This is a genomic window from Burkholderia sp. AU30198 (assembly GCF_020419825.1).
Classification (GTDB): Bacteria; Pseudomonadota; Gammaproteobacteria; order Burkholderiales; family Burkholderiaceae; genus Burkholderia.
Map to the genome: position 1 here is coordinate 101,342 of NZ_JAIZSA010000003.1, position 24,009 is coordinate 125,350.

At 66.9% G+C, this 24,009-nt stretch carries 22 protein-coding genes; 7 read left to right on the top strand and 15 right to left on the bottom strand.

The window, feature by feature from the left end; all coding sequences use genetic code 11:
* Positions 1-31: 31 nt before the first annotated feature.
* The 7 genes from LGN19_RS09325 to LGN19_RS09355 form a co-directional block, all read right to left on the bottom strand.
* Positions 32-1,432 (bottom strand): CheR family methyltransferase, encoded by a 1,401-nt coding sequence (locus tag LGN19_RS09325; RefSeq protein ID WP_226214165.1) that lies wholly within the window; start codon positions 1,430-1,432, stop codon positions 32-34.
* Positions 1,429-1,941 (bottom strand): chemotaxis protein CheW, encoded by a 513-nt coding sequence (locus tag LGN19_RS09330; RefSeq protein WP_226214167.1) that lies wholly within the window; start codon positions 1,939-1,941, stop codon positions 1,429-1,431. Before LGN19_RS09330 ends, LGN19_RS09325 begins: the two co-directional genes overlap by 4 nt.
* A complete protein-coding gene (locus LGN19_RS09335; protein WP_226214169.1) occupies positions 1,938-3,614 on the bottom strand; it encodes a methyl-accepting chemotaxis protein in 1,677 nt (558 codons plus the stop codon). The genes LGN19_RS09330 and LGN19_RS09335 overlap by 4 nt, the downstream gene beginning before the upstream one ends.
* Positions 3,615-3,737: 123 nt before the next feature.
* Complete coding sequence (locus LGN19_RS09340; RefSeq protein ID WP_319000642.1) at positions 3,738-4,871, bottom strand: hybrid sensor histidine kinase/response regulator; 1,134 nt, start codon at positions 4,869-4,871, stop codon at positions 3,738-3,740.
* 481 nt (positions 4,872-5,352) lie between these two features.
* Positions 5,353-6,936, bottom strand: coding sequence for a Na+/H+ antiporter (locus LGN19_RS09345; protein WP_226214173.1), 1,584 nt, complete (start codon positions 6,934-6,936; stop codon positions 5,353-5,355).
* A gap of 240 nt (positions 6,937-7,176) precedes the next feature.
* Positions 7,177-8,610 carry an aldehyde dehydrogenase family protein gene (locus tag LGN19_RS09350; protein WP_174958197.1) on the bottom strand — a complete coding sequence of 478 codons (1,434 nt, stop codon included), beginning with the start codon at positions 8,608-8,610 and terminating at the stop codon, positions 7,177-7,179.
* Between the two features lie 29 nt (positions 8,611-8,639).
* Positions 8,640-10,280, bottom strand: a complete 1,641-nt coding sequence (locus LGN19_RS09355) for an acetolactate synthase large subunit (protein WP_175013290.1) — start codon at positions 10,278-10,280, stop codon at positions 8,640-8,642.
* Between the two features lie 349 nt (positions 10,281-10,629).
* Here LGN19_RS09355 and LGN19_RS09360 point away from each other — a divergent pair, with 349 nt between their 5' ends.
* A complete protein-coding gene (locus LGN19_RS09360) occupies positions 10,630-10,947 on the top strand; it encodes a type II toxin-antitoxin system RelE/ParE family toxin (protein ID WP_226214175.1) in 318 nt (105 codons plus the stop codon).
* 3 nt (positions 10,948-10,950) lie between these two features.
* Complete coding sequence (locus tag LGN19_RS09365) at positions 10,951-11,250, top strand: addiction module antidote protein (RefSeq protein ID WP_021157290.1); 300 nt, start codon at positions 10,951-10,953, stop codon at positions 11,248-11,250.
* Between the two features lie 48 nt (positions 11,251-11,298).
* Here the strand turns inward: LGN19_RS09365 and LGN19_RS09370 are convergent, their stop codons facing one another.
* From LGN19_RS09370 to andAc, 5 genes are all read right to left on the bottom strand, one after another.
* Entirely contained in the window at positions 11,299-12,585 is a 1,287-nt protein-coding gene (locus LGN19_RS09370) for a DUF445 domain-containing protein (RefSeq protein WP_122949085.1), read from the bottom strand.
* Between the two features lie 173 nt (positions 12,586-12,758).
* Positions 12,759-13,979, bottom strand: coding sequence for an anthranilate 1,2-dioxygenase system ferredoxin--NAD(+) reductase (gene andAa, locus LGN19_RS09375; protein ID WP_226214177.1), 1,221 nt, complete (start codon positions 13,977-13,979; stop codon positions 12,759-12,761).
* On the bottom strand, positions 13,969-14,295 hold the full coding sequence (andAb, locus tag LGN19_RS09380; protein ID WP_122949083.1) for an anthranilate 1,2-dioxygenase ferredoxin subunit AndAb: 327 nt from the start codon (positions 14,293-14,295) through the stop codon (positions 13,969-13,971). The genes andAa and andAb overlap by 11 nt, the downstream gene beginning before the upstream one ends.
* A gap of 20 nt (positions 14,296-14,315) precedes the next feature.
* Positions 14,316-14,801, bottom strand: a complete 486-nt coding sequence (andAd, locus tag LGN19_RS09385) for an anthranilate 1,2-dioxygenase small subunit AndAd (protein WP_059521536.1) — start codon at positions 14,799-14,801, stop codon at positions 14,316-14,318.
* Between the two features lie 17 nt (positions 14,802-14,818).
* Positions 14,819-16,090, bottom strand: coding sequence for an anthranilate 1,2-dioxygenase large subunit AndAc (gene andAc / locus LGN19_RS09390; RefSeq protein WP_175017169.1), 1,272 nt, complete (start codon positions 16,088-16,090; stop codon positions 14,819-14,821).
* 213 nt (positions 16,091-16,303) lie between these two features.
* Between andAc and andR the strand changes: the two genes are divergently transcribed.
* Positions 16,304-17,263: an anthranilate 1,2-dioxygenase regulatory protein AndR gene (gene andR / locus LGN19_RS09395; RefSeq protein ID WP_226214179.1), complete on the top strand. Its 960-nt coding sequence runs from the start codon at positions 16,304-16,306 to the stop codon at positions 17,261-17,263.
* Positions 17,264-17,409: 146 nt separating this feature from the next.
* Here the strand turns inward: andR and LGN19_RS09400 are convergent, their stop codons facing one another.
* Positions 17,410-18,300 carry a LysR family transcriptional regulator gene (locus LGN19_RS09400; protein ID WP_226214180.1) on the bottom strand — a complete coding sequence of 297 codons (891 nt, stop codon included), beginning with the start codon at positions 18,298-18,300 and terminating at the stop codon, positions 17,410-17,412.
* A gap of 91 nt (positions 18,301-18,391) precedes the next feature.
* Between LGN19_RS09400 and LGN19_RS09405 the strand changes: the two genes are divergently transcribed.
* From LGN19_RS09405 to catC, 3 genes are read left to right on the top strand one after another with little or no spacing between them, the layout of a single operon-like run.
* Positions 18,392-19,525, top strand: coding sequence for a muconate/chloromuconate family cycloisomerase (locus LGN19_RS09405; protein WP_226214182.1), 1,134 nt, complete (start codon positions 18,392-18,394; stop codon positions 19,523-19,525).
* A gap of 31 nt (positions 19,526-19,556) precedes the next feature.
* The gene (gene catA / locus LGN19_RS09410) at positions 19,557-20,459 is read left to right on the top strand and encodes a catechol 1,2-dioxygenase (RefSeq protein WP_226214184.1); all 903 of its coding nucleotides are present in this window, start codon (positions 19,557-19,559) and stop codon (positions 20,457-20,459) included.
* 43 nt (positions 20,460-20,502) lie between these two features.
* Positions 20,503-20,793: a muconolactone Delta-isomerase gene (catC, locus tag LGN19_RS09415; RefSeq protein ID WP_011355923.1), complete on the top strand. Its 291-nt coding sequence runs from the start codon at positions 20,503-20,505 to the stop codon at positions 20,791-20,793.
* 101 nt (positions 20,794-20,894) lie between these two features.
* Here catC and LGN19_RS09420 read toward each other — a convergent pair whose 3' ends face one another.
* Both LGN19_RS09420 and LGN19_RS09425 read right to left on the bottom strand, forming a co-directional pair.
* Entirely contained in the window at positions 20,895-22,085 is a 1,191-nt protein-coding gene (locus tag LGN19_RS09420; protein ID WP_226214186.1) for a hypothetical protein, read from the bottom strand.
* 152 nt (positions 22,086-22,237) lie between these two features.
* Positions 22,238-23,023, bottom strand: coding sequence for an NAD(P)H-dependent oxidoreductase (locus LGN19_RS09425; protein ID WP_122949078.1), 786 nt, complete (start codon positions 23,021-23,023; stop codon positions 22,238-22,240).
* Between the two features lie 86 nt (positions 23,024-23,109).
* Between LGN19_RS09425 and LGN19_RS09430 the strand changes: the two genes are divergently transcribed.
* On the top strand, positions 23,110-24,003 hold the full coding sequence (locus LGN19_RS09430) for a LysR family transcriptional regulator (protein WP_174958207.1): 894 nt from the start codon (positions 23,110-23,112) through the stop codon (positions 24,001-24,003).
* Positions 24,004-24,009 lie beyond the last annotated feature (6 nt).

The window sequence follows — 24,009 nt, forward strand, 5'->3', positions numbered from 1 at the left end:
TCGCGATGTCGGTCCCCAACCCCTAGTCTTGTCAGCCGGCCGAACGCCGGGCGCGCTCGAGCAGCCATTGCGCGCCCGCGCGATCGCCGCCGACGTCGAGCAGCGTCGCAAGATGGGTCAGCGCTTCGTGGTGCGTGGGCCGCAGGTACAGCGCCTTCCGGTAGAAGTCGCCGGCTTCCGCGGCGCGTCCGCGCGCATCCGCGATCAGCCCGTTCAGGTAGAACGCATCGGCATGCGGCCCGACACGCGCCGAGAACTGCGCGAGCACACGCTCGGCCTCGTCGAACGCGCCGGCATTCGCCAGCGCCTGCGCCTCTTCCAGCGTCGGCGCGGCGCTGTCGGCAACCGGCGCAGCCGGTTCGGCCATCGCCACCGGCAGGTCGGCCCGTGTATCGAACGCAGCTGCGTGCATGGCCGGCTGCGCCGCCGCGAACGGCTGGCGTGCGCCGTCGAGCCAGGCCGGCGGCGTGACTGCCAGCACCGAGCGCGTCGCCGCGAGCGGCGCGACCGTGAAGCGCTCCGTGCGCCGATTCGACGCCGCCGCCGACAACGACGCCAGCGGCCGGGCCGCGGATGCGTCGGCCGTCGCGCCGGCGGGCTCGCGATGAAACGCGAATGCCAGCGGCACGCGCGCCGAGCGCATCCCGTGCCGCATCGCGACACCCGTTTCGGCCGGCCCGACGAACAGCATGCCGTCGCCGGCCAGACGCGCGTCGAGCGAGCGGATCACGCGATCCTGTGCGTCGCGATCGAAGTAGATCAGCACGTTGCGGCAGAACACGAAATCGTAGCGAATGCCCGTGTCCACCGCCGGTTCGACGAGGTTCGCCTGACTGAACTGCACGCACGCACGCACGCGCTCGTCGAGCAGCCAGCCGTCGCGGGTCGGCATGAAGTGCCGCGCGCGAAATTCCGTCGCGGTGCCGCGGAACGCATTGCGCCCGTAGCAGCCGAGCCGCGCCTGCTCGATCGCGCGCGCGCTGAGGTCGATCGCGTCGATCGTGAAGCTGGCCGGGTCGAGCCCAGCGTCGAGCAGCGCCATCGCCGCCGAATACGGCTCCTCGCCCGTCGAGCACGGCGCGCTCAGCACGCGGATCACGCGGCCGGGCAGCGCGGCGAGCCGCTCCACCGCGAGCCGCGCGAGCGTCGCGAAAGCCTCGCGGTCGCGGAAGAACCAGGTCTCGGGCACGACGAACAGCTCGATCAGCGCACGCCGCTCGTCGGCCGACGCGTTGAGCTGCTGCCAGTATGCGTCGAGCGCGTCCTGCGTCACGGGCGGCCGCGCCGCCGACGGCAGGCGCTCGCCGTCCGTCTGCAGCGCATGCACGCGCTCCGTCAGCGCTCGGATCAGGAAATCGTTGCCGAGCGAATCGGGGTCGATGCCGGTCTCGCGCAGCAGCCAACCGCGAAATCGCGATTCGGACTCTTTCATGCAGACTCTCCCCCGTGGCCCGGCAGGCCGTCGAACAGATACAGGCGCGCGACGTCGTCGATCAGGTCGGATACCGACACCTGCTGCACGACGCCGTCGGGCGTGTTCGCGACCAGCCCGAGCCAGCGCGTGCGCGCGGTCGAGATGCCGCTCGCGCGAAACGCGGCGCGGTCGATCCGCATCGTCTGCGTCGCGCGCTCGACGATCAGCCCGATCGTGCGCTCGCCGCCGGCCCCGTTCGCGCGGTAGCGAACCATCACGAGCCGCGTCGAACGCAACGCATGCGCGCGGCGCCGGAGCGCCAGCATCGGCACGTCGATCACCGGCACCGGCTGGCTGCCGCGCATCAGCAGCCCGGCGATCCAGTCGGGCGCACCGGGCACGGCCTTCGTGACCGCGAGCGGCAGCACCTCGTCGATGCCGGCCGCGTCGAGCGCATAGCGTTCGCCGTCGAGCTCGAACATCAGGAACAGCGCGTGGGCGCCGTTCTGCGCGTCGGCGCGCGTCACGCGTCGACCTTGAAACGCGACACGCTGGTGCGCAACTGGTTCGCGACGAGCGTCAGATCGTCGATCGCCTGCGACGACTGACGCAGCGACTCGGCCGTCTGCTGCGCGGCCTCCGACAGTTGCGACAGCGCCTGCGTGATCTGCTCGGCGCCGTTCGCCTGTGTCTGCATCCCTTCGTTGACCATCTGGAAGCGCGGCGCGAGCGTCTGCACCTCGGCAATGATCTGCGACAGCTGCCCGCCGACCTGCTGCACGTCGAGCATGCCGCGGCGCACTTCCTCGGAGAACTTGTCCATCCCCATCACGCCCGCCGACACCGCCGACTGGATTTCCTTCACGGTCTGCTCGATGTCGTAGGTCGCCACCGCCGTCTGGTCGGCGAGGCGGCGGATCTCGGTCGCGACGACCGCGAAGCCGCGGCCGTATTCGCCGGCCTTCTCGGCCTCGATCGCCGCGTTCAGCGACAGCAGGTTGGTCTGGTCGGCCACCTTGGTGATCGTCGCGACCACCTGGTTGATGTTCAGCGCCTTCTCGTTGAGGATCGCGAGCTTCGCGTTCACCGAACCGGCCGCGTCCATCACGCTGCGCATCGTCTCGCCCATCCGCGTGAGCCCGCTCTGGCTCACGCCCGCGAGCGTCGCCGACTGCTCGGCCACGCCGGCCACCTCGTTCATCGTGCGCAGCAGGTCGCGCGACGTCGCGAAGATCTCGCGCGAGGTCGCGCCGATCTCGGTCGTCGTCGCCGCGGTCTCGTTCGCGGTTGCCTGCTGCTCGCGCGACGTCGCCGCGATCTCGGCCACCGACGTCGTCACCTGCAGCGACGACTGCTGGGCGCGTGCCACGAGCTCGGTCAGCTCGTCGGCCATCCGGTTGAAGCCCGTCTCGAGCGTGCCGAATTCGTCGCGGCGGCGCAGGTCGAGGCGCCGCGTCAGGTTGCCGGTGCGCATCACGTCGTGCACCTCGACGAGCCGCGCCATCGGCACGGTCACCGAACGGAACAGCAAGTAGCCGAGACCGAGCGCGGACAGCAGCACGAACGCCAGTGCGGTCGCGAGCACCACCTCGGTGTCCTGCACGGATTCGCGGATCAGCTTCGCGGACTGCTCGGCGAACTTGCGGTTTTCCTGCACCAGCACGTTCGCGTTGCGCACGACCTCGGTCCACGCGGGCACCGTCTTCGCGTAGGCGGCGACGGCCTCCTCACGCGACAAGCGGCTCTTCTGCACGGCTTCGTTCAGCAGCGGCACGTAGTGGTCGTACGCGCCGCGGAATGCCGCGAAGCGCTGCCGGTCGTCATCGCGGAACGTCGTGTTCTGGTAGTCGATCGTCAGCGACTCGATCTCCTTCAGCGCGTCGGAGATCTTCGCGAGATCGCGTTGCGCGGTTTCGGGCTGGGTGTCGACGAAGGTCGCCTGCTGCAGCAGCGTGAACGATTCGTTGACAGAACCGCGCAGCGACGACGCGAGGTAGACGCCGGGCAGCGAGTCGCGCTCGATGCTGACGGCTTCGGTATTGATCGCGCGCAGTCGCTCGTACGACACGCCGGCTGTCACCAGCATCAGCACGAACAGCACGCCGAAGCTGAGCAGGATGCGATTGCCGAGCGTCAGCCGGCCAGCGCCGATCGTCGGATGCAGGCTTTCATTGGTCGCGCGAGGCGTCACGGTGGCCATGTTCGTTATGGGCTTTCTAAAATCAGCGTTGAAAAAATTCGCGCCCGCCTGTGCGCCGGACGGCGCGCCACGAGCGCATCGGGGTCTGCGGGCAGCGCGGCGCCGGCAGGCCGCGCCGCGAAATCACCGCTCCGCTTGCGCCGGCAGCCGAAGCGCGACCATGAAGCCGCGCGCCGTATTGCGCATCAGGATCTGGCCGCGATGCCGCGCCGCCGTCGCGCGGACGAACGCGAGCCCGAGGCCGAAGCCGCCGCGTGCCGCACCATGCACGGATTCGAGCTGCACGAACGACTCGGTCGCGGCCGTGCGCTGCTCCGGCGCGATCCCGGCGCCGGTATCCTCGACACCGATCAGCCAGGCACCGTCCTCGCCGCTCAGCGTGCAGTGCACGTCCGTGCCGGCCGGGCCGTACTTCAGCCCGTTGTCGATCAGGTTCGCGACCGCGCGCGTCAGCATCATGCGGTCGCCCATCGTCACGCACTCGGTATCGGGCACGTGCGCGGCGACCCGGCTGCCGAGCCCGGCTGCCTTCTCCCACAGCTGGTCGACGGCGTCGAGCACGATCTCGTTGAGACTCACGACCTCGTGTGCGCGGCGCTCGGACTGCGCGCGGGTCAGGTGGATGAAGCCGTCGGCCAGCGCGAGCGCGCGCCGTGCATGGCCGGCAATGCGCTCCATGATCGCCGGCATGTCGCCGTGCTCGGTCCGGTAGACGTCGAGCAGCGCAAGGATCGACGTCTGCGGCGAACGCATGTCGTGCGACAGGAAATCGAGCGCCTCGTCGCGCTGCCGCGACATCAGGTACGAATTCGAGTGATAGCGGATCCGGGCGGCCAGCTCCATCGCGTCGGGGAGCTTCACCAGATAGTCGTTCGCGCCGGCAATGAACGCCTCGCGCTTGACGATCGGCTCCTCCTTCGCGGACAGCACGATGATCGGCACGCGAGCGGTGCCGGCATCCGCGCGCCACGCGCGGACGAGATCGAGGCCGTCGATCTCCGGCATCACGAGATCCTGCAGGATGACCGTCGGCTTCACGTCGCGCGCGACCGCCATCGCCCGGTGCGCGTCAGTGCACACGTGCAGGTCGATGTCGTGTTCGCTGCGCAGCGCGCGGCGGATCACCTCGCCGACGAACGGTTGATCGTCGACGAGAAGGACCGATAACCCCGATTCAAGACAATCCGAGGCATTATCACCGCTCGATTCTTTCATAAATACAGCTTCAAACGCCGATTCTCCAGTCGATTCTTTCATAGGAGTTGTTTATCCGGCTTGGATGCTATCTCATTCTGGCGGTTGAAAATCCCGCCCGATTCCGCCGATTTGGCCTGTCGGCACTGCCTAGCGGGGCTCCGGACGCCGATTTCTCCCCGTTGGCGGCCGCATTACCTCCGCATCCTTTCTCTCAATAAACATAACCGGCTGATTCTAAATGAAATTAGAACACAGCATCTATCTCCTTCCGGTTTAGTTTTGCCAAATATGACGAACGAGCCGGAATCAGTTAAATCGGATCATTTCGGAATTCGAAAGGCGGTAACGTTTGCGAGACCGGCGCCATAAGGTTTGCATGCGCTGCAAGGCCGGCTGCCCGCCGCATTGGGGGCCGGATGGAAATCCGCCGAATCGGCGCGCCGGCGGAAGAAAAAATGGCGCGCCAGGCAACGATCGGCCCGCGCGCATCGGGCTGGCCGGAGCCGGCCGCTCGACGGCGGTATGACGGTGGTGAGCAGCCTTACCCGCGCGCGTGCTGCGCGGACACTTCCTGCAGGTCGAGGTCGCGTTCGAGCGCATGCAGCATCTCGTCGTGGATGTGCCCCGAACGGTGCAGGCGCAACAGTTCCGCGCGCCCGGCCCGGATCGCGGCCAGCACGACATCGTAGTGTGCGGTACGCACTTCTGCCGGATACGCGGGCTCGTTCTTCGCCCGCTCGGTCAGCTCCGCGCGATACGTGTACTGCTCGAGCAGGCGCGGATGAATCACGGCCCCGTTCTCGTCGCGCACGAGCGGCTGGATCGCCGCGAGCTGCGCAGCCTCGATGTACGCCCACGTCTGCGGCTCGGTCAGGTGATGCGCCGCACGTTCTTCGCGCTGCGGCAGGCGCAGCAGCCGGATCAACGGCCCGATCGTCGTGCCCTGCAGCAGCACGGTGACGAGGATCACCGCGAACGACGCGACCAGGATCACGTCGCGGCCGGGCATCGCCTCGGGCAGCGACAGTGCGATCGCCAGCGTGACGACGCCGCGCATCCCGGCCCAGCTCATGATCGTCGCGGCCTTCCAGTCGGGCGCTTCGCCGCGCCGCGCGATCCCGCGCACCGGCCACTTCAGCGCCTCGACCGCGTAGATCCACACGAAACGCGACACGATCACCGCCGCCAGCACCGCGAGCATCGGCGGCACCATCGTGGCAAGCACCTGCTCGAAGCCGCCGAGCCGGTGGATCGCGCCGCGCAGCGACAGCCCGATCAGCACGAACACCATCGCTTCGAGCAGGAACACGATGACCTGCCAGAACGCGGTGCCGCGCGTGCGCACGGCCGCCGAGAACACCTCGTGCTGATGCCAGCCGACGATCATGCCGGCCGTGACGGTGGCGATCACGCCGGATACCTCGACCATTTCGCCCGCGATATAGGCGATCCAGCCGGCGATCACCGCGACGGTGATCACGAGGTAGTCGTCGTCGAGCTGCTTCAGGAACCACACGACGAGCTTGCCGACCGCGAAGCCGATCGCCACGCCGCCGAGCCCGAGCTCCGCGAAGCGCACGACCGCGTGCTCGAGGCTGAACGCGCCGGTAAGCGCGGCCGCGACCGCAAAGCGGAACAGCACGAGCCCGGCCGCGTCGTTCAGCAGGCTCTCGCCTTCGAGCAGCACCATCAGCCGGCGCGGCAACGCGACGCGTTCGAGCACGGCCTTCGCGGCAACGGCGTCGGGCGGCGACACGATCGCGCCGAGCGCGAAACACGCGGCCCACGGCAGCGACGGCGCCACCCAGTGCACGGCGAAGCCGACCGCGAACGTCGTGAACACGACCGCGCCGATCGCAAGCAGCAGGATGCCGCCGACATTACGCTTGAACTCCTCCCACACCGAGAAGTACGCACCGTCCATCAGCAGCGGCGGCAGGAACACCAGCAGCACCAGTTCGGGATCGAGATTGATCGGCGGCAGGCCGGGGATGAACGCGATGCCGATGCCGCCGATCAGCAGCGCGGCCGCGGGCGGCAGCCGCAGCCGCTTGGCGATGCATTCGAGCGCGACGATCGCGAGGAATGACAACAAAACCAGCTTGAATGCCGAGACGGGAGACATGAATCGACCTCGTGAAGAATGAATTGCGCTTTCCGGCGTCGTACCCCGGTCGGCAGTTTCGCGCGATTACATCACGAGGCGAGGCCCGCAGTCGAGCGCGGCCGGGCAGCCCGCCACGCAGCGCGGGCACCACGCCCGCCCGGTGCCGGCCCGATGCGCGCGCCGCCATGAAAAACGGCACGCGGGCCGGCCCGATCGCCCGCCCGCGTGCCGTCGCGGCACCCTGCTGCTGCCCGCGCGTTACCGGCGCCGCACGACCATCAGCCGCGGCTCGGTCATGTCTTCGATCGCGTAACGAATCCCTTCGCGACCGAGGCCCGAATCCTTCACGCCGCCATAGGGCATGTTGTCGACGCGGAACGACGGCACGTCGTTGATCACGACGCCGCCGACCTCCAGTTCGTCCCACGCGCGCTGCGCATGCGTGAGCGAATCGGTGAACACGCCGGCCTGCAGCCCGAAGTCGCTGTCGTTCACGCGCGCGAGCGCATCGTCGAACCGGTCGAACTTCTCGAGGATCGCAACGGGGCCGAACGCCTCCTTCCGGTACAGGTCCTGCTCGTGCCCAACGTTTTCCAGTAGCGTCGCCTCGAACATCGCACCATCGACCTTGCCGCCCGCGACGATCTTCGCGCCCGCCGCGACGGCCGCATCCATCCAGCCCGACAGCCGGCGCGATTCGGATTCGGAGATCATCGGGCCGACGAACGTCGACGGATCCTTCGGATCGCCCATCTTCAACGAACGCGTCTTCGCGATCAGCTTCTCGCGCAGTACGTCGTACAGGTCGGCATGCACGAGGATCCGCTGCACGCCGATGCAGCTCTGGCCCGACTGGTAGTACGCGCCGAACGCCAGACGCTCGACCACGTAGTCGAGCCGGTCGCGCTGGTCCGCATCGACGATCGCGGCCGCGTTGCCGCCGAGCTCCAGCACGACTTTCTTCTTGCCGGCCTTCTCCTTCAACGCCCAGCCGACGGCCGGCGAACCGGTGAACGACAGCAGCTTGAAACGCTCGTCGGTCGTGAACAGGTCGGCGCCGTCGCGGTGCGCGGGCAGCACCGAGAACGCGCCCTTCGGCAGATCGGTTTCCGCGAGCACCTCGCCGATGATCAGTGCGCCGATCGGCGTGCGGCTCGCGGGCTTCAGCACGAACGGACAACCGGCCGCGAGCGCGGGCGCGACCTTGTGCGCGGCGAGGTTCAGCGGAAAGTTGAACGGCGAGATGAACGAGCACGGGCCGACCGGTACGCGCTTCGTGTAGCCCGTATAGCCCTGCGCACGCGCGGAAATCTCGAGGTTGATGATCTCGCCGTCGATGCGCACCGATTCCTCGGACGCCACGCGGAACGTGTCGATCAGCCGCGTCACTTCGCCCTTCGAATCGTTGATCGGCTTGCCGGCCTCGATGCACAGCGCCTCGGCCAGCTCGTCGAAGCGCTCGCGAAAGCGCGCGACGCAATGGTCGAGCACGGCCTGCCGCTTGTAGGCCGGCAGCTCGCGCATCGGCTTTGCGGCGTCGACCGCCGCGCCGATCGCCGCGTCGATGGCCTTCGCGTCGGCCAGCGCGACACGCGTCGCGACCTTGCCGCTGAACTTGTCCGTCACTTCCAGATCGGTGTTCGCGTAGACGGCTTCGTTGGCGAGGTAGTACGGATAGGTTTCCTTCAACATGGAACGACTCCTTCCTGTGAACGGGACATTCAGAGTTGCGCCGACAGGCGCTTGATCTCGCGGTTCAGCACGCGCTCGTTGTCCGAGTAGTCGATCGGCACATCGATCACGTGCACGCCCGGCGACGAGAAACACTCGCGCAGCAGCGGCTCGAGATCGTCGGCCGATTCGACGCGATGCCCGTGCGCACCGTAGCTCTGCGCATACGCGACGAAATCGGGGTTCTGCAGCGTCATCGCGAAATCGGGGAAGTTCATGTTCTCCTGCTTCCAGCGGATCATCCCGAATGCGTCGTCGCGCAGGATCATCACGACGAGGTCGAGCTTCAACCGCACAGCCGTTTCGAGCTCCTGCGAATTCATCATGAAGCCGCCGTCGCCGCACACGGCGATCACCTTGCGCTGCGGATGCACGATCTTCGTCGCGATCGCCGATGGCAGGCCGGCGCCCATCGACGCGAGCGCGTTGTCGAGCAGCAGCGAATTCGGCTCGTGCGCACGCCAGTAGCGCGCGAACCAGATCTTGTACATCCCGTTGTCGAGACAGACGATGCCGTCGACCGGCATTGCGTTGTACAGATCGTTGACGATCCGCACCGGGTACATCGGAAAGCGCGGATCGTGCTGGCCCTTCGCCAGATGGGCGTCGAAATGCTCCTTGATCATCGCGAAGCGCGCGAAATCCCAGTGCGGCTGCGGCGCGAGCGCCTCTTTCATCTGCCACACCGCGTTCGCGATATCGCCGACCACCTCGATCTGCGGGAAGTAGACGGGATCGACCTGCGCGCCGAGGAAGTTCACGTGGATCACGGTCTTGTCGTCGGTACGCATGAAGAACGGCGGCTTCTCGATCACGTCGTGGCCGACGTTGATGATGCAATCGGCCTGCTCGATCGCACGGTGCACGAAATCGCCGTCGGACAGCGTCGCGTTGCCGAGCCACAGCGGGTGGGTCTCGTCGATCACGCCCTTGCCCATCTGCGTCGTGAAGAACGGGATGCCCGTCTTGTCGACGAATTCGAGCAGCATCTTGCAGGTGGTCTTGCGGTTGCCGCCCGCGCCGATCATCAGGAGCGGATGGCGCGCGGCCTGGATCGCGTCGACCGCGTGCGCGACCGCCTTCTCCTCGGCCACCGGCCGCCGGCTGTAGCTGCGCGGAATCGGCTTGCCGTCGCCCTCCTCGTGCGCGATGTCTTCCGGCAGCTCGAGGTGCGCGGCGCCCGGGCGCTCTTCCTCCGCGCGACGGAACGCCTCGCGTATGGCCGACGGGATGTTGCCGATCGACACGATCTGCCGCGTGAACTTCGTGAGCGGCTGCATCATGTCGACCACGTCGACGATCTGGAAGTGGCCCTGCTTGCTGGACTTGATCGGCTTCTGCCCGGTGATCATCAGCATCGGCATCCCGCCGAGCTGCGCATACGCGGCGGCCGTCACGAAGTTGGTCGCACCGGGCCCGAGCGTGGCGATACACACGCCGGTGCGGCCCGTCAGGCGGCCGTAGGTGGCAGCCATGAACCCGGCCGCCTGCTCGTGCCGGGTCAGCACGAGCTTGATCTTCGATCGCCGCAGCGATTCGAGCAGATCGAGGTTTTCTTCGCCGGGAATGCCGAACACGTACTCGACGCCTTCGGCTTCCAGCGCCTTCACGAACAAATCCGATGCTTTCATGGGGGACTCTCGGTTGATGCCGCCTGCCCGGCCTACGGACACGCGGCGTTCAGAACGCGCGCCGGCCTACGGCACGCGGACGCTTACCTACTGGACACAAACCACGGCACTGCCCGCCGCGCGACACACGCTGCACGGCGGCGCCTCCGGAGACCGGAGGACAAACGGACCCGCCCGCGCGCGGCAGGCACGCACGGGCGGCAAAGACGTTTTTGATTGTAGACGGATTCGGAAGATCCCGACTTCGGCCGAACGGCCATTCAGCACGCAAACGAAGCGCGCGGCCCTACTGTAGCGGCAACGAAACAACACATCAGACATGTGAACCATGGTTGACACATTGCAATCCATGCCCTACAGTGCCCCAACGTTCAGCATCCGGACCACCGGCGTCTTCGACGCCTGGTTTGCCGGCCTGCCGGATCGCGTCGCGAAGCGCCGCATCCAGGCACGCATCGACCGTCTCTCGATGGGCAATCCGGGCGACTGGAAGTCCGCCGGCTCGCCGGTCGTCGCGATGCGGATCGACCACGGCCCCGGCTATCGCGTCTACTACGTCCGGCGCGGAACGATCTGGGTCGTCCTGCTCTGCGGTGGCGATAGATCGACGCAGCAGGCCGACATCCGCGCCGCCCACGCGATGCTCGCGCATCTCGACATGGAGTAATCGATGGACAAGATCAGCACCCGGCCGTGGGATTCGGCCGACCATCTGAAAACCGAAGACGACATGGCCGACTACTTCGAAGCGTGTCTGCAGGAAGCCGGCGACGATCCGGCCTTCATCGCGCACGCGCTCGGCGTGATCGCGCGCGCACGCGGCATGTCGCAGGTCGCCCGCGATGCGGGCCTGTCGCGCGAAGGGCTGTACAAGGCGCTGTCGCACGACGGCAACCCGAGCTTCGGCACGATCCTGAAGGTCATCAAGGCACTCGGCCTGCAACTGCACGGCGCGAAAGCGCACGCATGATGCACGGGCGCGGCCCGGCACGCCCGCCGCGCGATACCCGTGGCCGCGTCAGTGCAGCCAGCCGGCCGCCCAGCGCGGCACCAGCGACACCAGATACAACCCGAGCCCGATCAGCCCGCCGACCAGCGTGCCGTTGATGCGGATGTATTGCAGATCCTTGCCGATATTCAGCTCGATCTGCCGCGACATCTCGCGCGCATCCCAGTTACGCACCGTGTCGCGAATGTGACGCATCAGGAAATCCGCGAAATCCGGCGCCATCTCGTGCACGGCCTTCTCGACGTGCTCGTTCAGCGACGCGCGCAATGCCGGGCTCTCCGCCAGCCGCGCGCCGAGCCAGCCGCCGAGCGTCGCGGCCTGCCGGTGCAGCGCCGAATCGGGGCGCGCGAGATCGGCCTTCAGCCACGCGCGCAACTGATCCCACAAATCGCGCACGTACTCGTTGAACGCAGCGCCGTCGCGGATATAGTGCTTGATCTCCTCGCCCTTCGCGATGAACGCGGGATCGTGCTTCAACCGCTCGGTCAGCCGCACGACCGTCCGGTCGAAGCGTTGCCGCAGCTCGTGCTCGGGGTCGGCCGCCACGCCTTCCAGCACGCGGCTCACCGCGCTCGCCAGCATCCGCGCGCCGTTCTCGCCGAACCACTGCGTCGGCATGATCTTCTCGACCTTCGGGTACTGCGTCTTCAGCCATTCGACGATGAAGCCCGCAATCACCTCGCGGTTCTCCTCCTTGTCGAGCACGTCGACCACCTGCTCGATCGCGTCGTCGAGCAGCGCCTGGTGGCGGCCGTCCTTCGTCAGCGTGTCGAGGATCGCGCCGGCCGATTGCGACAGGTCGACCCGGTTGATCACCGCGCGAAACGCGTCGTGCACGAATGACTGGATCCGTGCGTCGTCGGTCATGTCGAGCGCGAAGCTCATCAGCTTCGTCACATAGCCGCCGAGCGCCTCGGTGTTCGCCGGCTCGCCGAGCCATGCGCCGAGTTTCCGTGCGGGATCGTGCTGGCGGATCTGCGCGGCGAGCGCGTCGGGGCCGAGGAACTTCTCGCGCACGAACACCGCGAGGTTGTCGGCGATCTTGTCCTTGTTCTTCGGAATGATCTCGGTATGGCGCGACACGAACGGGATCGGCACGCGGCGGAACAGCGCGACCACCGCGAACCAGTCGGCGAGCGCGCCGACCATCGCGGCTTCGGCCACGGCCTTGAAGCCGTCGACCCACGGGCCGCGCGGCAGCAGGATCGTCGTGACGAACACCGCGACGGCGGCCAGCAGCAGCCACAGCGCACGGCGCTTGCTGCGTTTCAGTTCGAGGGCTTTGTCTGGCGTCATGGGCAACCGGTCGGACGAACGATGCCGCTAATATGCACCGGTTGCGGTGTTGCCGACAAACATTGCGACGCGCGTCGAGCGGGCCGCACCCCGCCGGATCGGACCGGCGGATCGCACACGGCGGCGCCGGCCGGCATCGTGACTGCATGCCGGGCCGGACGACCGTGCGCCTGCTACATGAACGTCTTCAGGTTCACCGCCGGATCGGCGAGCTTCACCGGATCGGGCACGGCCCCCGCCGCGATCAGCCGGCGCGATGCGCCGATGTCGCGCCCGAGATTCGCCGCGGCCACCGCGACGATCCTGCCGTCGTCGCCCAGCCCGAACACCGTGAACGGCCCATTCGCCGGATCGCCACGCACGACGATCGTGCGTTCGCTGCCGAACAGCCCGAGCATCTGCAGGTTGCAGTCGTACTGATCGGACCACAGCCACGGCAACTCGGCATAGGTCTCGTCGGCGCCGAGCAGGTTCGCGGCCGCGACGGCCGGCTGGTTTTCGGCGACCTGCCACGATTCGATCCGCACGTGACGCCCGAGCAGCGGATTGAAGTGCATCGTCACCTCGCCCGCCGCGAAGATCGCGGGATCGGCCGTGCGGCAGCCCGCGTCGACGCGTATCCCGTTGTCGCCCTCGAGCCCGGCCGCCTGGGCGAGCTCGACGTTGGGCACCACGCCGATGCCGATCACGACGATGTCCGCCTGCACATCGCCACGATCGGTCTCGACGATCGCGCCGCCGCCCGGTGCGCGACGGATCGCGCGCGGCAGCGTCGCCATCTGGAAGACCACGCCGCGTGCATCGTGCAACCGATGCGCGTACGCGCCGACCACGTCCGGCAACGCACGCTGCAGCAAGCGCGGCGCGGGATCGATCACCGTCACGTCGCAACCGAGCTGACGCGCCGCCGCCGCGACCTCCAGACCGATGAAGCCGCCACCGAGCACCGCCACGCGACGGCCCGGCGAAAGCTGCGCGCGCAGCGCACGCGCATCGTCGACGGTGCGGACGTAATGCGGCGTGATGACTTCGTCGATCGCCCCGCCGAACGTGCGCACCCGCGAGCCCGTCGCAAGCACGAGCCGCGCATAGGGCAGCGTCGCGCCGTCGTCGAGCCGCACACGCTGCGCATCCCGCTCGATCGCATCGACACGCGTGCCGAGCCGCAACTCGATGCGCTGCGCGTCATACCACGCGGCATCGCGCACGAACGCACGCTGCTCGCCGCCGTCGGTCAGCAGCGCATCCTTCGACAACGCGGGCCGGTCGTACGGCAGCTCGCGTTCCGCGCCGATCATCACGATGCGCGCCGCGGCGTCGCGCTCGCGCAGCGCTTCGGCCGTGCGCCGCGCCGCGTGGCCGGCGCCGACGATCACGAACGGATCAGCCGACATTGACTTCCACCTGCCCGTCGACGATCCGGATCGGATAGGTCCGCACCGGCTCGGTGATCGGCGCGCATTTCGGCGCGCCGGTGCGAATGTCGATCAGCCCCTGGTGCAGCGGGCATTCGACGCAGCCGTCCTCCACATAGCCTTCGGACAGCCGCGCATGGCCGTGCGTGCAGAGGTCGTGCATCGCGAACAGTTCGTCGCCGATCCGGAACACGGCGATCGGCTTCTGGCCGGCGACGCGCGCCGCCGGTTCGTCTTCGGAGAATTCGTCGAAAGCGCCGAGCGAATGCCACTCGGTAAGCGTTGCTTCGGTCATGTCTGTTCCTTGCTTGCGTATCAGATCGGCGTGGCGAGCAGCGTCTGCACGCGCGACGTGTCGTAGATCACCCGCTTGGTCTTGTAGCGCAGCCCGTCCGGCGTGCGCACGACCGTGTCGTAGTACTTGCCGGCCTGGTACACGTTCGACTCGCCGTTGCTGCGCGTCTGCACGACGACGTAGTTGCTCTCCGTGTCGATCTCGCCGTCACGTTCCGCAACGATCGTCAGGCCCGACGTCATGTGCCGGTACGTATGCTCTTCGTAGATGTTTGCGTGCCGCAGCGACACCACGCGGTCGCGCAGCATCCGCTGGTTCGTGCAGTGGACAATCCCGACCGGCAGCCCGAGGTCGGCGTTTTCCTTCGGCACGATTTCGTATGTGCAGTCCTCGGTGAACATCGTCGGCCATGCTTCGAGCCGGTTGTTGTCGAGGTGCCCGATATAGCGGTTCTGGAGCATGTAAATCTCGAACCACGTCTTCATGTCTTCCGTCAGGTTTTCCATCGTTCCGCGCTCCCGCTTCAATAGCCCATCAGCTTCTGGTAGCCGACCCAGAACTTGCGGATCAGGCTTTCGGTGATCACCGTGTCCTGCTGGTCCGGATTGCCGCGCGACATCTCGATCACCGACGTCGCGTCGCCGTCGCGCACCGTGCCGCGCTGCACGAGCTCGGTCGCCTCCGTGTCCTCCATCGAGATATAGCCCGCGGGCCCGACGAGGTTCGCCTGCTTGATGCGCAGCGCGCGCAGCTCGGGCGTATCGTCCGTGTAGCCGAAGAAGTGGAAGATCAGTTCGAAGTTGTCGGGGCCTTTCGGCAGGATCTGGCGTGCGACCAGCGTGTTGTGGATCTGCTGGATCACGAGCTGCGGGAAGATCGGCTGGATATGGTTCGTGCAGTCCTCGTCGTATTCCGACACGAGATCGAGGATCGATTCGTCTTCCAGATGGAAGCCTTCGTCGAACGAACGGATGTTCTGCTGCTTGTAGGCGGCCGACGTGTCGTCACCGGTCTTCGTCACCGTGATGATGCTGTGCAGCCCGTGGTTCGCATCCGGAATCGAGCGCGCCTTCATCCCGACGCGGAAGATGTTGAAGGTCGTATGGAACAGGTGCAGCATGCTCGCGTGATACGGATCCTTCACGTTCTCCATGTACAGCTTCCAGTTCGACTTCGAATACTGGCGCGTACAGCCGAGATACTCGATCGGCTTGTGGAAGATCCGGTCGATCCACGGGCGCATCTGCTCGCCGAGATAGTCGGGCAGCGGCATCACGTCGTCGCTGAAGGTGGCGAACACGAGCCCGCGATAGCTGTCGACGCGCAGCTTTCGCAGCCCGTGCTGCTTCGGGTCGAAGTCGGCCGGCATCCCGGACATCCCCTTCTGGCCGCGCCGGAACGGCACGCCGAGCAGGTTGCCCGAATTGTCGAAGCTCCACTGGTGATAGACGCACGTGTGCGAGCTCGCGTTGCCGCGCGACTTGCGGCACACCTGCGCGCCGCGGTGCGCGCAGCGGTTCACCCACGCGGAAAGCGTGCCGTCCTCGGTACGCGTGACGACCACCGGCGTATCGCCGACGAACGTGCTCTTGAAGTCGCCGGCGTTCGGGATTTCCGCTTCCAGCGCGACGAAGTTCCACGTCGGGCCGCGAAAGATCCGCTCCTGCTCGCGATCGTAGACCGCGCGCGAGCTGAACACCTTGTACGGCACGCGCGAGCCGTCTTCGTGCGGGAAGGTCACGTCGGACGCGTCGCCGCGGGCGGCGAAAACGACGGGCGATTCTGTCTGCTCCATGTCGGACTCCTGGTCGATCCGTTTCGTTGAATGCATGGAGCCGATTTTTGAAAAGCTAATATTCGCCGTCTATCCGGAAAGTGCGATTGCGGCGGTGCAATATCCACTTTCGGCGGATTTCTGCGCTAGCATGACGGCACACACGACCCGGCGCACGATCGCGACCCATTGATCGGATCGACGCGCATGTCGCCCATACCAAGGCTGAGGCCCATGTCCCCAACGTCGTTCGAGCCGTTCGCGCTGCGCGCGCACCGGCTGTTCGAATCCCGCGATCTCGACGAGACGCGCGAGCGGATCTCGCGCGTGATGCAGCCGCATGCGCTGCTGCCGAGCGGCCGCACGCGGGGTGCGTCGCACATGGATTTCGTCCGGCTCGGCGGGCTCGGGATCGGCACGATCGCATTCGGCGACGCGATGCGCGTGCAGGTCGACGCGGTCGACGGCTATTACCTGCTGATGTTCTGCCTGTCCGGCCAGGCCGAGGTGCGCGCGATGGGCCGGCAGCTCGGCGTCGACGGCCAGACCGGCGTGCTGTGTGCGCCCGGCGAACGCTTCGACGCGGTGCTGTCCGCCGATTGCGAGCAGTTCGTGCTGCGCATCGATGCGGCGACCGTCGGCTCGCTGACGGGCGACCCGCGCGCGATGCTCGATCCCGTGCTGCATGTCAGCGACGCCGCGCTCGCCGCATGGCGCCAGCAACTGATGCTGGTCGCGCGCTCGCCCGAACTGCTCGAACGCGCGAACGCGAACCCGCGCGTCGCATCGCAGCTCGAGCACCTGCTGATCGACCTGCTGATCGAAGGCCACCCGCCGTCCGTGCTGCAGGCGTCGCACCGCGACCCGGCGCCGGGCTTCGTGCGGCGCGCGCAGGAGTTCGTGAACGCGCACTACGCGCAGCCGCTGCAACTCGCCGATATCGTCCAGGCCGCCAACGTGCCGGAACGGACGCTGCGCGACGCGTTCCTGCAGTTCCGCGGGATGAGCCCGATGCAATACCTGCGCGCGACGCGGCTCGACCATGCGCGCGAACTGCTGCGCGGCGCGACGTCCAACCGGCGGATCGCCGATGTCGCGCTCGACTGCGGGTTTACGCACCTCGGCCGGTTCGCGATCGCGTATCGGGAGAAATTCGGGGAATCGCCGTCGGAAACGCTCGACGGGAAGCGCTAGCGCCGTGTACGCTCGCGCGCCCGGCGGCTTGCATGGCCGGTCGCGACGTTGCACGGCACGACATGAAACCGCGCCACCCTCCCCGCATTTATCTACGCCTGCTGAAACAGACCGTTAGTTGCGATTTATGGAAGCAATGACGATCGTCACGCCGCCGGCACGATCATCTCCCGTGCAATCGCGCAAAACGCAGCCGTGGCGGCGCTTTCGCCGTGCAGCCGACGGCTCATGATGATCGGCGACGTCGCGGCCGGCTCCGGCAACCGCCGGTAGACCACGCCCTTCACGCGCACCCCCTCCACACTCTCCGGCACCAGCGACACGCCGACCTGCGCGGCCACGAGCCCGAGCGCCGTCTGCAGCTCGCGCACCTCGTGGACGGCCGCCGGCACCAGCGCGCCGTCGCGCAACGCGGACAGCTGCTGATCGGCAAAGCTCGGCCGCGGCGTGCTCGGATAGACGATCAGCGTCTCGTTCGCGATATCCGCGAGCGTCAGCGGCCGGGCCGGATCGGCGAGCGGATGCCCGAGCGGCAGCGCCGCGATCAGCTTTTCCTCGATCAGCGCCTCGCGCACCAGTTGATCGTCGTCGAACCGCAGCCGGCCGAACCCCACGTCGATCCGCCCGCCCTTCAACGCGCCGAGCTGTTCGAGCGTGAACATTTCGATCAGCGACAGCTCGACGTCCGGCTGCGCCTCGCGAAACGCGCGAATCACGTCCGGCAGCGCGCCGTACAGCGTCGACGGCACGAAGCCGATCACGATCCGCTCCGACGATTGCGCGAGCCGCCGCGTCAGCGGGCCGAGCTCGTCGGCCTGGTCGACGAGGCGCTTCGCCTGCGCATAGAACACGCGCCCCGCATCCGTCAGTTTCAGCGGCCGCGCACCGCGCTCGAACAGCGGCAACCCGATCTCGTCCTCGATCGCCTGGAGCTGGCGGCTCAGCGGCGGCTGCGTCATGTGCAGCCGCTCCGCCGCCCGCGTGATGTTCATTTCCTCGGCGACGGCGATGAAGTAGCGGAGCTGACGCAATTCCATTTCATGCCTCAAAGGTATGGAAGTAGTCGGAAAGAGTGTTGGACGACGCGGGGCGGGAATTCCTACCATGTGCACCAACAGGAGGAATCGCATGATAGCAACTGCCGCCACCATCGAACGCATCGAGACGCTGCTCGTCGACGTGCCAACGATTCGGCCCCACAAATTGTCGGTCGCCACGATGAATTGCCAGACCCTCGTGCTGGTGCGTGTTCGATGCACGGACGGTATCGAAGGCGTCGGCGAGGCGACGACCATCGGCGGTCTCGCGTATGGCGAGGAGAGCCCCGAAAGCATCAAGGTCAACATCGACACCTACTTCGCACCGCTGCTGCAGGGCATGGATGCAACGCGTCCGGGCGCCGCGCTGGCGCGCGCCCGCAAGCTGTTCCAGGGCAACCGTTTCGCAAAATGCGCGATCGAGACCGCGCTGTTCGATGCGCAGGCGCGCCGCCTCGGCGTGCCGCTGTCCGAGCTGTTCGGCGGCCGCCGGACCGATGCGGTGGACGTCGCCTGGACGCTGGCGAGCGGCGACACGCAGCGCGACATCGCGGAAGCCGAAGCGATGCTCGACGCGCGCCGCCACCGCGCGTTCAAGCTGAAGATCGGCTCGAACGCCGTGGCCGACGACGTCGCGCACGTGATCGCGATCAAGCGCGCGCTCGGCGAGCGCGGCGACGTGCGCGTCGACGTGAACCAGGCATGGAGCGAAACCGACGCGATCTGGGCCGGCGCACGGCTGGCGGAAGCCGGCGTGAGCCTCGTCGAGCAGCCGATCGCCGCGACCAACCGCGCGGGGCTGAAACGCCTCACGCAACTCGCGCAGGTACCGATCATGGCCGACGAGGCGCTGCACGGCCCCGTCGATGCGTTCGCGCTCGCGCAAGACCGCGCGGCCGACGTGTTCGCGGTGAAGATCGCGCAATCGGGCGGCCTGCAGGGTGCGGCGAGTGTCGCGTCGATCGCGACGGCGGCCGGCATCGAACTGTACGGCGGCACGATGCTCGAGGGCGCGGCCGGCACGATGGCGTCCGCGCAACTGTTCAGCACGTTCGACTCGCTGAAATGGGGCACCGAACTGTTCGGCCCGCTGCTGCTCACCGAGGAAATCCTCGTCGAGCCGCTGCGTTACGAGGATTTCAAGCTGCACCTGCCGGCAGCGCCCGGCCTCGGCATCACCTTCGACTGGGCCCGCATCGAACGGATGCGACGCGACGCCCGCTGACCCCACACGACAACCGAAACCGGAGACACAGATGAACAAGCAAGCCATCGACGCACTGCTGAAGACCTTCGACGACGCCGCCGAGAAGCCGGGCAACCCGCGCGTGCGCGCGATCGTCAACCGGATCGTGCAGGACATCTGCTACACGATCGAGGACTTCGACGTGCAGCCGAGCGAATTCTGGACGGCGCTGAACTACCTGAACGAAGCCGGCCGCGAATTCGGGCTGATCGCCGCGGGCCTCGGCCTCGAGCGCTTCCTCGACGTGCGCATGGACGAAGCCGAGGAAAAGGCCGGCATCCAGGGCGGCACGCCGCGCACGATCGAAGGGCCGCTGTATGTCGCCGGTGCGCCGGAATCGGTCGGCCATGCGCGTCTGGACGACGGCACCGATCCGGGCCAGACGCTCATCATGCGCGGCCAGGTGCTCGGCCAGGACGGCGCGCCGCTCGCGAACGCGCTGGTCGAGGTGTGGCACGCGAACCATCTCGGCAACTACTCGTACTTCGATCAGTCGCAGCCCGCGTTCAACCTGCGCCGCTCGATCCGCACCGATGCCGAAGGCCGCTACAGCTTCCGCAGCGTGCTGCCGGTCGGCTACAGCGTGCCGCCGGGCAGCAAGACCGAGCAGCTGCTCGACCAGCTCGGCCGCCACGGCCATCGTCCGGCGCACATTCACTTCTTCGTTTCGGCGGACGGTTATCGTAAGCTGACGACGCAGATCAACATCGATGGCGATCCGCATCTGTGGGACGACTTCGCCTTCGCGACGCGCGACGGGTTGATCCCGCCGGTGAAGCAGGCCGAAGGCGCGGAAGGCAAGCCGTATGGCGTCGACGGGCAGTTCGCGCTGATCGACTTCGATTTCTCGCTGCTCAAGGAAAAGCAGGACGTACCGGGCAGCGACGTCGAGCGGGCCCGCGCGCAGGCGTGAGCGGCCTTCCGATTCGACGAACCGATAACGCAAGGAGTGCAGGATGCTGTTTCATGTGGAAATGACCGTCCGTCTGCCGACGGACATGGATCCGGTCAAGGCGGCCACGCTGAAGGCGGAAGAAAAGGCGATGTGCCAGCGGCTGATGAACGAAGGAACCTGGCGGCATCTGTGGCGGATCGCCGGGCAGTATGCGAACGTCAGCATCTTCGACGTCGAAAGCGTGCAGCAACTGCATGACCTGCTGAGCCAGCTGCCGCTGTTCCCGTATATGGAGATGGAAGTGCGGGCGCTGTGCCGGCATCCGTCGTCGGTGCGGGAAGACGATCGCTAAGCAGGCGGTCGAGCACTGAAAACACGGGCGGCCCGCGATTGCTTCGCGGGCCGCCCGTTTCATTTCGTCATTCGCAGCGGTAGATCGGGTTGCCGCGTGACCTACTTCTGCTTCTGCGCCTCCATCTTGTCGGCGACTTCGTCGCCATACACTTTCGCGACGCGTCGCGCGACGATCGCTTCCATCAGCGTCTTGTCGAAATCGTCGGCGGTTTTCCAGCCGTTGCCGTCCTTGACGAACGTGAAATCCCCCTTCAACTGCAGCATCGACGGCGCGCCGATCGCGCCGAGCAGCCGGTCGCGATAATCGATCAGCAGCGGACACGATACATGGTCGCCGTCGATCTGCCGGCAGTCGGCGGCCGGCATGACGCCCAGCACGCTGCTCGCCAGCGTCGTCGGCTTGTCGTCGCCGAACATCGGCTTGCCGTAGCTCGGCATGCGCGCCGACACCGCCTTGTCGAGTTGCGCGACGCCCGCCATGAAAGCCGTGCTGATGACGTCGCGGCCGAGCGGTGCGCCGAGCTTCGGATCGAGGCCCTGCGCACTGTAGCGAACCGTCACGTATTCGGGCGGGAACATCTGCACGACAAAGGCGCTCTTGTCCTTGTCGTCGTGCCGGACCACATAGCCGATCGTCGCGTGCTCGTCGGCGATACTCACGTCCACCAGGCAGCCGCGCGCGCGATTGGCCTCGTCGTAGCCGACTTCACGCGGGTTGCTGACGTGCGGAAACGACTTGCTGCCCTGCTCGAGCATCTGCATCGGGTTCTTGCGCATCATGTCCCTGCGCGCGTCGAACAACAGCGAATTCAGCGCCGTGGTGGTGCTCGACGCGCCGCACGCGGGCGCCGATGCGGGCCACAACAGGTAGGCGCCCACCGCCAGCGCGGCAGCCAGGCCGCCGAAGCCGATCAGCATCTGCTTCTTCTTTTGCTCGCGCCGGATCGACGCAACCGTTTCATCCAGACGTTGTTTGAACCGGGGCGGATCGATCTCCTCCAGCATCGTCATCAGGACGAGTTTCTCGTCGGCGCTCGCGTAGCTGCCGTCCAGCAGCTCATGCGTCGCTTTCGCCTCGGCGTCCGCCGTCGTGTAGCCCTCGGCGATCAGCCAGTCGAGCATGTTGCGCGCCGAATCGGTATCGGGAAACTCGGCCGGTGCGTCCCTCAGACGCTGGGTGACACGCGCCGCCTGCTCCTCCGTCAGATAGCCGCCGGCTTCGAGCGTGATCAGCAGGACGGCGCGGTTGTCATCGATCGGTTCTGCCTGGCCCGGTTGTTCGAAAGTCATCGTTGCTGTTCTCCGTCGAGACCGATTCGCTGCGCGGGCCATGCCGGCCTATTGTGCAGACGAATCGCGTCGATCTCCGGAAACTACTTGATTCGGGCGCAGGTGTCGACATGCCCGCGCGCCGCCCTCTCGCGCGGGCCTGCCATGCGTCATCAATACTCGTGCGCCAGATGCGCCGCATAGCCCACCTTCCCCGGTGCGATTTCGTCCTTCAGCGTCAACGCCGGGATCTCGTAATCTCCCGCGTTCTGCCGCCGGAACGGAATCGGCTGCGTCGTCCACAGTTCGTCCAGGTGCTTGCCGAGCGCCGCACGCGTTTCGTCGAAGCGCGCTTCGTTCATCTTCCCCGCCCGGTAGATCACGAACGGCGGCAGCACGGAGAAGCCCGGGTAATACAGCATCCCGTGCTGGATCGGGAACAGCACGTCGTCGATCGGTCCGTTGATGCCGCGCGGGCTGTAATGCGATTGCCACCCGCCTGCCGTGACGATGAGCATCGCGCGCTTGCCGGCAAACGAACCTTCGCCGTAACGATTGCCCCAATGCGTGTCGGAATGCTCGCCCACTCCGTAGGCAAAGCCGCACGCGTACACGCGCTCGAACCAGCCCTTCATGATCGCCGGCATCGAGAACCACCACAGCGGGAACTGCAGGATCACCGCATCGGCCCACCTCAGCTTGTCCTGCTCACGCACGATGTCTTCGCGCTGCGTGCCGGTTGCGAACGCGTGCTTCGAGTCGTTCGACGGATCGAAACGCGCGTCCGGGTCACGCCCGGTCATGTCGTCCGCGTCGAACGCCGCCTTCCAGTTCATCGCATACAGGTCGGTCACCTGCACCGTGTGGCCGGCCGCTTCGAGATGCTCGACGGCGAAATCACGCAACGCGCCGGTCAGCGAACGCGGTTCGGGATGGGCATAGACGATCAGCACATTCATGTTCGGTACTCCGTTGATTGAATGACTGCAGGATGCCGCGACCGAAGGTATATTTGAAATGAATTCCTGATATTGCAGGTATAGCCATGAATAATCTCAGGCGACTCGATCTCAATCTGCTCGTCACGCTGGACGTGCTGCTCGCCGAGCACAACGTCACGCGCACGGCCGAGAAGCTGAACATGTCGCAGCCGTCGGTGAGCGTGCAGTTGCAGAAGCTGCGCGACCTGTTCGGCGATCCGCTGCTGCTGCCGGGGCCGCGCGGGATGCGGCCGACCGCGCGCGCGGAGGCGCTGCGCGAGCCGTTGCGGGACGCCATCGAAGCGATCGAACGCGCGGTGATCCCCGCCACGCCGTTCGATCCCGCCACCGCGCAGAACACGTGGCGGGTGGCGGCGACCGACTACGGCGAATCGACGATCGTCCTGCCCGCGCTGAACACGCTGCGTTCGACCGCCCCCGGCACGCGGCTCGCGATCGTCGAGCTCGTGCCGCCACGAATCGAGCAGGATACCGAACGAAATGGCATCGACCTCGCCTTCCACACGACCGAAGGATCGCCGGCCGGCATGCGGCGGCTGCCGCTGTTCGTCGAGCGTTACGTGCTCATTGGCCGCGCCGGTCACCCGAAGCTGAAACGGCGCCCCACGCTCGCGCAGTTCGGCACGCTCGAGCACGTGATCACGTCGCCCGACGGCGCCGGCTTCTTCGGCGTGACCGACGAAGCGCTCGCAAAGGTGGGGGCCACGCGGCGCGTCGTGCTGTCGGTGCCGCACTTCCTGTTCGTGATGTCGGCCGTCGCCAGCACCGATCTCGTCGCGATGGTGCCCGAGCGGCTGGTGCGCGACGTGCCCGCGTTGCGGGTCGTGGAAGCGCCCGTCGACGTGCCCGGCTACGAAATGTCGATGCTGTGGCACGAACGCGTGCATCGCGATCCGGCCCACCGGTGGTTGCGGGAGACGATCGCGGCAGCGGTGTAGATCGTT

What these genes read in the sequence shown, in the direction of transcription:
- andR (WP_226214179.1), top strand. Translation starts at nt 16,304, where the DNA reads ATGTCCCCAACGTCGTTCGAGCCGTTCGCGCTGCGCGCGCACCGGCTG.
- LGN19_RS09340 (WP_319000642.1), bottom strand. Translation starts at nt 4,871, where the DNA reads ATGAAAGAATCGACTGGAGAATCGGCGTTTGAAGCTGTATTTATGAAA.
- LGN19_RS09355 (WP_175013290.1), bottom strand. Translation starts at nt 10,280, where the DNA reads ATGAAAGCATCGGATTTGTTCGTGAAGGCGCTGGAAGCCGAAGGCGTC.
- andAd (WP_059521536.1), bottom strand. Translation starts at nt 14,801, where the DNA reads ATGGAAAACCTGACGGAAGACATGAAGACGTGGTTCGAGATTTACATG.
- andAb (WP_122949083.1), bottom strand. Translation starts at nt 14,295, where the DNA reads ATGACCGAAGCAACGCTTACCGAGTGGCATTCGCTCGGCGCTTTCGAC.
- LGN19_RS09325 (WP_226214165.1), bottom strand. Translation starts at nt 1,432, where the DNA reads ATGAAAGAGTCCGAATCGCGATTTCGCGGTTGGCTGCTGCGCGAGACC.
- catC (WP_011355923.1), top strand. Translation starts at nt 20,503, where the DNA reads ATGCTGTTTCATGTGGAAATGACCGTCCGTCTGCCGACGGACATGGAT.
- LGN19_RS09400 (WP_226214180.1), bottom strand. Translation starts at nt 18,300, where the DNA reads ATGGAATTGCGTCAGCTCCGCTACTTCATCGCCGTCGCCGAGGAAATG.
- LGN19_RS09405 (WP_226214182.1), top strand. Translation starts at nt 18,392, where the DNA reads ATGATAGCAACTGCCGCCACCATCGAACGCATCGAGACGCTGCTCGTC.
- LGN19_RS09365 (WP_021157290.1), top strand. Translation starts at nt 10,951, where the DNA reads ATGGACAAGATCAGCACCCGGCCGTGGGATTCGGCCGACCATCTGAAA.
- LGN19_RS09350 (WP_174958197.1), bottom strand. Translation starts at nt 8,610, where the DNA reads ATGTTGAAGGAAACCTATCCGTACTACCTCGCCAACGAAGCCGTCTAC.
- LGN19_RS09335 (WP_226214169.1), bottom strand. Translation starts at nt 3,614, where the DNA reads ATGGCCACCGTGACGCCTCGCGCGACCAATGAAAGCCTGCATCCGACG.
- LGN19_RS09360 (WP_226214175.1), top strand. Translation starts at nt 10,630, where the DNA reads ATGCCCTACAGTGCCCCAACGTTCAGCATCCGGACCACCGGCGTCTTC.
- catA (WP_226214184.1), top strand. Translation starts at nt 19,557, where the DNA reads ATGAACAAGCAAGCCATCGACGCACTGCTGAAGACCTTCGACGACGCC.
- LGN19_RS09430 (WP_174958207.1), top strand. Translation starts at nt 23,110, where the DNA reads ATGAATAATCTCAGGCGACTCGATCTCAATCTGCTCGTCACGCTGGAC.
- LGN19_RS09420 (WP_226214186.1), bottom strand. Translation starts at nt 22,085, where the DNA reads ATGACTTTCGAACAACCGGGCCAGGCAGAACCGATCGATGACAACCGC.
- andAc (WP_175017169.1), bottom strand. Translation starts at nt 16,090, where the DNA reads ATGGAGCAGACAGAATCGCCCGTCGTTTTCGCCGCCCGCGGCGACGCG.
- andAa (WP_226214177.1), bottom strand. Translation starts at nt 13,979, where the DNA reads ATGTCGGCTGATCCGTTCGTGATCGTCGGCGCCGGCCACGCGGCGCGG.
- LGN19_RS09370 (WP_122949085.1), bottom strand. Translation starts at nt 12,585, where the DNA reads ATGACGCCAGACAAAGCCCTCGAACTGAAACGCAGCAAGCGCCGTGCG.
- LGN19_RS09425 (WP_122949078.1), bottom strand. Translation starts at nt 23,023, where the DNA reads ATGAATGTGCTGATCGTCTATGCCCATCCCGAACCGCGTTCGCTGACC.
- LGN19_RS09345 (WP_226214173.1), bottom strand. Translation starts at nt 6,936, where the DNA reads ATGTCTCCCGTCTCGGCATTCAAGCTGGTTTTGTTGTCATTCCTCGCG.